The organism is Pseudomonas sp. NFACC14, assembly GCF_900106885.1.
Classification (GTDB): Bacteria; Pseudomonadota; Gammaproteobacteria; order Pseudomonadales; family Pseudomonadaceae; genus Aquipseudomonas; species Aquipseudomonas fluorescens_AA.
Genome location: NZ_FNOA01000038.1, coordinates 23,709 through 29,708 on the forward strand (window position 1 = coordinate 23,709; position 6,000 = coordinate 29,708).

Consider the following 6,000-nt stretch of genomic DNA (forward strand, 5'->3'; position numbering starts at 1 on the left):
TCTTGTCCCCTGGGAGTGGCTCATGACCGACAGCGCAGAGAAGTTCACCCGACAAACCTTGCTTGATGTCCAGCCAGTGACGTCTCATTTGTTTACGTTACGCACGACCCGGGATCGCGGCTTTCGCTTCCGGGCGGGTCAGTTCGCCCGGCTGGGCGTCGCCAAGGCGGACGGCACCACCGTCTGGCGGGCGTACTCCATGGTGTCGTCGCCCTTCGACGAGTTCCTCGAGTTCTTTTCCATCGTGGTTCCCGATGGCGAATTCACCAGCGAACTCAGCCGCCTGCGGCCGGGTGACGAACTGTTGGTGGATCGCCAGGCCTTTGGCTACCTGACGCTGGACCGCTTCGCCGATGGCCGGGATTTGTGGTTGCTGTCCACGGGGACGGGCGTGGCGCCGTTTCTTTCGATCCTCCAGGATTTCGAGGCCTGGGAAAAATTCGAGCGGATCATCCTGGTGTACAGCGTGCGCGAGGCGCGGGAGTTGGCGTATCAGGACCTGATCAAGGAACTGCCCCAGCGCGACTACCTGGCCGAGTACGCTCACAAGTTTCGTTTCATTGCGACCGTCACCCGTGAGCAGCACCCGGGGGCGCTCAGTGGGCGCATTACCACGTTGATCGACAACGGCGAGTTGGAGCGCGCGGCCGGTGTAGCACTGACACCGGAGCATTCGCGGGTGATGCTGTGTGGCAACCCGCAAATGATCGACGACACGCGCAAGCTGCTCAAGGCCAGGGGCCTGCAACTGAGCCTGACCCGTCGTCCGGGCCAGGTGGCGGTGGAAAACTACTGGTAGGCTCAGGGCCGCTCGTTCTGAGCCTTGAGCAGGTCGCGAATCTCGCTCAGCAACAGCTCTTCCTTGGTCGGAACCGGGGGCGCGCTGGGGGCTACGGCTTCTTCACGCTTGAGGCGGTTGATGGCCTTGACGCCCATGAAAATGGCGAACGCCACGATGATGAAGTCGATGGTGCTCTGGATGAATTTACCGTAGGCCAGCACCACGGCAGGCGCATCACCCTGGGCGGCCTTGAGGGTGATGGCCAGGTCACTGAAATCCACGCCACCGATCAGCAGGCCGATCGGCGGCATGACCACGTCGCCCACGAATGACGAAACGATCTTGCCGAAAGCGGCACCGATGATGATCCCGACGGCCATGTCGACGACATTGCCTTTGACCGCGAAGGCCTTGAACTCGCTTAGCACGCCCATGAGTTATTCCTTGTAACAGATGAAAGATGAGTGGCAGTGTAAATCAGCCCAACGAGTCTTGCTCGAAACGCCTGCTTACAAAGCTTCAGTTATCGACCGGGGCTCGGATGAAAAGTTTACAAAGTGCCATCAATCGCGCGTGATACGCGGTTTCGGCCCGGGGCCCTATAACGTTTTTTCTATCGGTACGGTACGGCATTTCTATTTAGGTTTTTCTTTCCCCGGCACTAGCCTCTGGATGGCGCACATGGATGCGCTCTATAACATCAGAGGAACATGCCTATGAACACTTCTCTTGGCCACGGGGCTTATTCCCATCGCCGCGCTCTTTTTGTGCTGACCGCGAGCCTTCTATCCTTGTCTGTCAACGCGGCCACCCTCACGCGGGACAACGGTGCGGCGGTCGGCGATAACCAGAATTCGCAGACGGCAGGTCCCAACGGTCCGACCCTGCTGCAAGACGTGCAGTTGATCCAGAAGCTCCAGCGCTTCGATCGTGAACGCATCCCCGAGCGCGTGGTGCATGCCCGTGGTACCGGTGCCCATGGCACATTTACGGTGTCCGACGATCTCAGCGACCTGACCAAGGCCAAGGTCTTCGCCGCAGGCCAGGTCACCCCGGTGTTCGTACGTTTTTCGGCCGTGGTGCACGGTAATCATTCGCCGGAAACCCTGCGCGACCCCCGTGGCTTCGCCACCAAGTTCTACACTGCCGACGGTAACTGGGACTTGGTGGGCAACAACTTCCCGACTTTCTTCATTCGCGATGCCATCAAGTTTCCGGACATGGTCCACGCGTTCAAACCCGACCCGCGGACCAACCTGGACGATGATTCACGGCGTTTCGATTTCTTCTCCCATGTTCCAGAATCGACCCGTACCCTGACCGAGTTGTATTCCAACTCCGGCACACCGGCCAGTTACCGTGAAATGGACGGTAACGGTGTGCATGCCTACAAGCTGATTAACGCCAAGGGTGACGTTCATTACGTGAAGTTTCATTGGAAAAGTTTGCAGGGCTTGAAAAATCTCGATCCGAAAGAAGTTGTGAAAGTTCAGGGTCAGGATTACAGCCATATGACCAATGATCTGGTGAGTCACATTAATAAGGGCGACTTCCCGAAGTGGGACTTGTACGTCCAGGTGCTCAATCCACAAGACCTTGCCAAGTTCGACTTCGACCCACTGGATGCGACCAAGATCTGGCCGGGCGTGCCTGAGCGCAAGGTCGGGCAAATGGTCTTGAACCGTAACCCGGCGAACGTCTTCCAGGAAACCGAGCAGGTGGCGATGGCGCCAGCGAATCTGGTGCCAGGCATCGAGCCTTCCGAGGACCGTCTGCTCCAGGGACGGGTGTTTTCCTATGCCGATACGCAGATGTACCGCCTAGGCGCCAATGCCCTGCAATTGCCGATCAACGCCCCCAAGGTGGCGGTGAACAACGGTAACCAGGACGGTGCGATGAACCCAGGCAGCACCAGCACCGGCGTGAATTACCAGCCGAGCCGCCTGACGCCTCGTGAAGAACCGCAGGCGGCACGCTACAGCCAGGCCGCGCTGAGTGGCAGCACCCAGCAGGCGAAAATCCAGCGCGAGCAGAACTTCAAGCAGGCCGGTGATTTGTATCGTTCGTTCAGCAAGAAAGAACGTGATGACCTGATCGAAAGCTTTGGTGGTTCTTTGGCGACCACCGATGACGAGAGCAAGCACATCATCCTGTCGTTCCTCTACAAGGCTGACCCTGAGTACGGCACTGGCGTGGCCCGTGTTGCCAAAGGTGACTTGGCCCGGGTCAAGGCTCTGGCGGAAAAACTGACTGACTGATCCACCGCCGGCAGGTGCATAACCTGTGGGAGCAAGGCTTGCTCGCGAGGCGGACGCCGGGGTCGGAAGCCAGACCGAGTCGTCTGCATCGCGGGCAAGCCTTGCTCCCACAACCCTGCTCCACAGCCTTGAGTCATGGGGAGACGTCATGATGGGTAAATTCTTTTTGTCGATGCTTGCGACCTGGTCACTGAGCGTACTGGCCGATCAGCCAATACCCACCGAACCGGCTGCGGTCCAGGAACAGCTGCAAAACTATTATTTCGACGCCGCTCGCCGGGGCGATGTGCCGATGCTCGATACGTTTATCGAGGCCGGTTATTCGCTCGATACCCGGGATGAGAAGGGCTACACCGCGCTGATTCTGGCGGCTTATCACGGCCACGCTCCGGCGGTGGAGCGGTTGCTGGCCGCGGGGGCCGATGCCTGTGCCCAGGACAAACGCGGCAATACGGCGCTGATGGGCGCCATTTTCAAGGGCGAAGTGCAGATTGCCCGTCGCTTGCTGTCCACCGATTGCAGCCCGGACCAACGCAACGGCGCCGGACAGACCGCCGCGATGTATGCCGGTCTGTTCAAGCGTGGCGAGTTGCTCGATGCCCTGAAGGCCAAGGGCGCCGACCTAGAGGCCCGGGACCCGTTGGGCAATACCGCGGCGGATCTGGCGAAGGGTGAAATCAGAATGCCGGCCCCTCAGTGAACCTTGCCTGGGCTATCATCGCGGTTTTTACCCCGGAGTTCAGATGGCCAAGGCAAAGCGCATGTACGGCTGCACCGAGTGCGGCTCGACCTTTCCCAAATGGGCCGGCCAATGCAGCGAATGCGGGGCCTGGAACACCCTGACCGAAACCATGGTGGAAAGCGGCGGCGCGGCGGCCCCCACCGGGCGTACGGGCTGGGCCGGTCAGCAGGCGCAGATCAAGACCCTGGCCGAAGTCAGCGTTGAAGAAATCCCGCGATTTTCCACCGCGTCCGGCGAACTGGACCGGGTGCTGGGCGGCGGCCTGGTGGACGGTTCGGTGGTGCTGATCGGTGGGGACCCGGGCATCGGCAAATCCACCATCCTGCTGCAAACCTTGTGCAACCTCGCCACCCGCATGCCGGCGCTGTACGTCACTGGCGAAGAGTCCCAGCAGCAGGTCGCCATGCGCGCCCGGCGCCTGGGCTTGCCCCAGGACCAGTTGCGGGTCATGACCGAGACCTGCATCGAGACCATCATCGCCACCGCGCGCGTGGAAAAGCCCAAGGTGATGGTGATCGACTCGATCCAGACCATTTTCACCGAACAGCTGCAATCGGCCCCGGGCGGCGTGTCCCAGGTGCGAGAAAGCGCGGCGTTGCTGGTGCGTTATGCCAAGCAGAGCGGCACGGCGATTTTCCTGGTGGGCCACGTCACCAAGGAAGGTGCGTTGGCGGGACCACGGGTGTTGGAGCACATGGTCGATACCGTGTTGTATTTCGAAGGCGAATCCGATGGCCGCCTGCGTTTGCTCCGGGCGGTGAAGAACCGCTTTGGTGCCGTCAATGAATTGGGCGTGTTCGGCATGACCGACAGGGGCCTGAAAGAAGTCTCGAACCCCTCGGCGATCTTTCTGACGCGTGCCCAGGAAGAAGTCCCGGGCAGTGTGGTCATGGCGACGTGGGAAGGGACCCGGCCGATGTTGGTGGAAGTGCAGGCGCTGGTGGATGACAGCCACTTGGCGAACCCACGGCGGGTCACCCTGGGCCTGGATCAGAATCGGCTGGCCATGCTACTGGCGGTGTTGCACCGACACGGCGGGATTCCGACTCACGACCAGGACGTGTTCCTCAACGTCGTGGGCGGGGTCAAGGTACTGGAGACCGCGTCCGACCTGGCGTTGATGGCGGCGGTCATGTCCAGTCTGCGCAACCGGCCGCTGCCCCATGATTTGCTGGTGTTTGGTGAAGTGGGCTTGTCGGGGGAAGTGCGACCGGTGCCCAGCGGGCAGGAGCGGCTCAAGGAAGCGGCCAAGCACGGTTTCAAGCGCGCCATCGTGCCCAAGGGGAACGCGCCGAAGGAGGCGCCGCCGGGGTTGCAGATTATCGCGGTGACCCGTCTGGAACAGGCATTGGATGCGTTGTTCGAATAACACTGGCAATTGCGCAAGGACTGTATGTGGGAGCAAAGCTTGCTCGCGATGCAGGCGACTCGATTTTGAAGGGCCGCATTGCAGCCATCGCGGGCAAGCTTTGCTCCCACAGGAATCCCTCGCCAAGGGGATTGCGGCTCAAGTCTGGATCAACGCCGCCAATTCCCGCTCCAGCTCATCATGGTCGCCCAGGTTCAGCGCTATCAATCGGCGCAGGTGTGCGATGGATGCCAGGTCGATATGCTCGCAGACGAAGCCCAGGTGACCATGGTCATCATGGGCCAGGCGAACTTCCATTTTTATCTCGGCATCGGGACTCAAATGGATATCGGCCATGAAGGATTTTTCGGGATCGCCAAGCCAGGGTTCGGGCTTCTTGATCAGCAGCCCCTTGAGGGACAGGTCCAGCAGTTCCACCGACCAGATATAGGGGCCTTGGCTCAGCTCGGTCCTGGCATGGAAATCAACTCGTACGAAGCGGCGACGCTCGCTCATGACGCATTCCCTCTGAAGATTCATTGACTATAGACCCAACTGACGGGGCATCGTCACCGTTCGGCAACAGACAGACGAATGTCGAGTATGGCCTTTGCCCGGGTTAGCGCTAAACTCCAATGGCTACCTTTCTTGTCCACCCTGGCTGGAATATAAAAATGAAAAACAATAATAGCCTGCTGCGCCATCTGCCCTGGCTACTGCTGGCCGTCGTAGGCGCGTGCGCCCTGGGCGTCGTGGCATTGCGCCGAGGCGAGGCGATCAACGCCCTCTGGATCGTCGTCGCCGCCGTGGCCATCTACCTGGTCGCCTACCGCTACTACAGCCTCTTCATCGCCAACAACGTGATGCAACT

The 6,000-nt window shown here is 60.3% G+C and carries 6 protein-coding genes and 1 pseudogene; 5 read left to right on the forward strand and 2 right to left on the reverse strand.

Annotated features, from left to right (window positions below):
* Positions 1 to 22 precede the first annotated feature (22 nt).
* Positions 23 to 799, forward strand: a complete 777-nt coding sequence (locus BLU85_RS29390; RefSeq protein ID WP_092205468.1) for a ferredoxin--NADP reductase — start codon at positions 23 to 25, stop codon at positions 797 to 799.
* Positions 800 to 801: 2 nt separating this feature from the next.
* Here the strand turns inward: BLU85_RS29390 and mscL are convergent, their stop codons facing one another.
* Entirely contained in the window at positions 802 to 1,215 is a 414-nt protein-coding gene (gene mscL, locus BLU85_RS29395; RefSeq protein ID WP_003205779.1) for a large-conductance mechanosensitive channel protein MscL, read from the reverse strand.
* 282 nt (positions 1,216 to 1,497) lie between these two features.
* Here mscL and katB point away from each other — a divergent pair, with 282 nt between their 5' ends.
* From katB to radA, 3 genes are all read left to right on the forward strand, one after another.
* Complete coding sequence (katB, locus tag BLU85_RS29400; protein ID WP_092205467.1) at positions 1,498 to 3,039, forward strand: catalase KatB; 1,542 nt, start codon at positions 1,498 to 1,500, stop codon at positions 3,037 to 3,039.
* A gap of 151 nt (positions 3,040 to 3,190) precedes the next feature.
* Positions 3,191 to 3,739, forward strand: a complete 549-nt coding sequence (locus BLU85_RS29405; protein WP_060743128.1) for an ankyrin repeat domain-containing protein — start codon at positions 3,191 to 3,193, stop codon at positions 3,737 to 3,739.
* A 43-nt stretch (positions 3,740 to 3,782) separates the two neighbouring features.
* Complete coding sequence (gene radA, locus BLU85_RS29410) at positions 3,783 to 5,150, forward strand: DNA repair protein RadA (protein ID WP_060740535.1); 1,368 nt, start codon at positions 3,783 to 3,785, stop codon at positions 5,148 to 5,150.
* Between the two features lie 138 nt (positions 5,151 to 5,288).
* Here radA and BLU85_RS29415 read toward each other — a convergent pair whose 3' ends face one another.
* A complete protein-coding gene (locus BLU85_RS29415; protein ID WP_092205466.1) occupies positions 5,289 to 5,645 on the reverse strand; it encodes a PilZ domain-containing protein in 357 nt (118 codons plus the stop codon).
* A 158-nt stretch (positions 5,646 to 5,803) separates the two neighbouring features.
* Between BLU85_RS29415 and BLU85_RS29420 the strand changes: the two are divergent.
* Positions 5,804 to 6,000, forward strand: a pseudogene (locus tag BLU85_RS29420) (carbon starvation protein CstA); the annotation flags it as partial.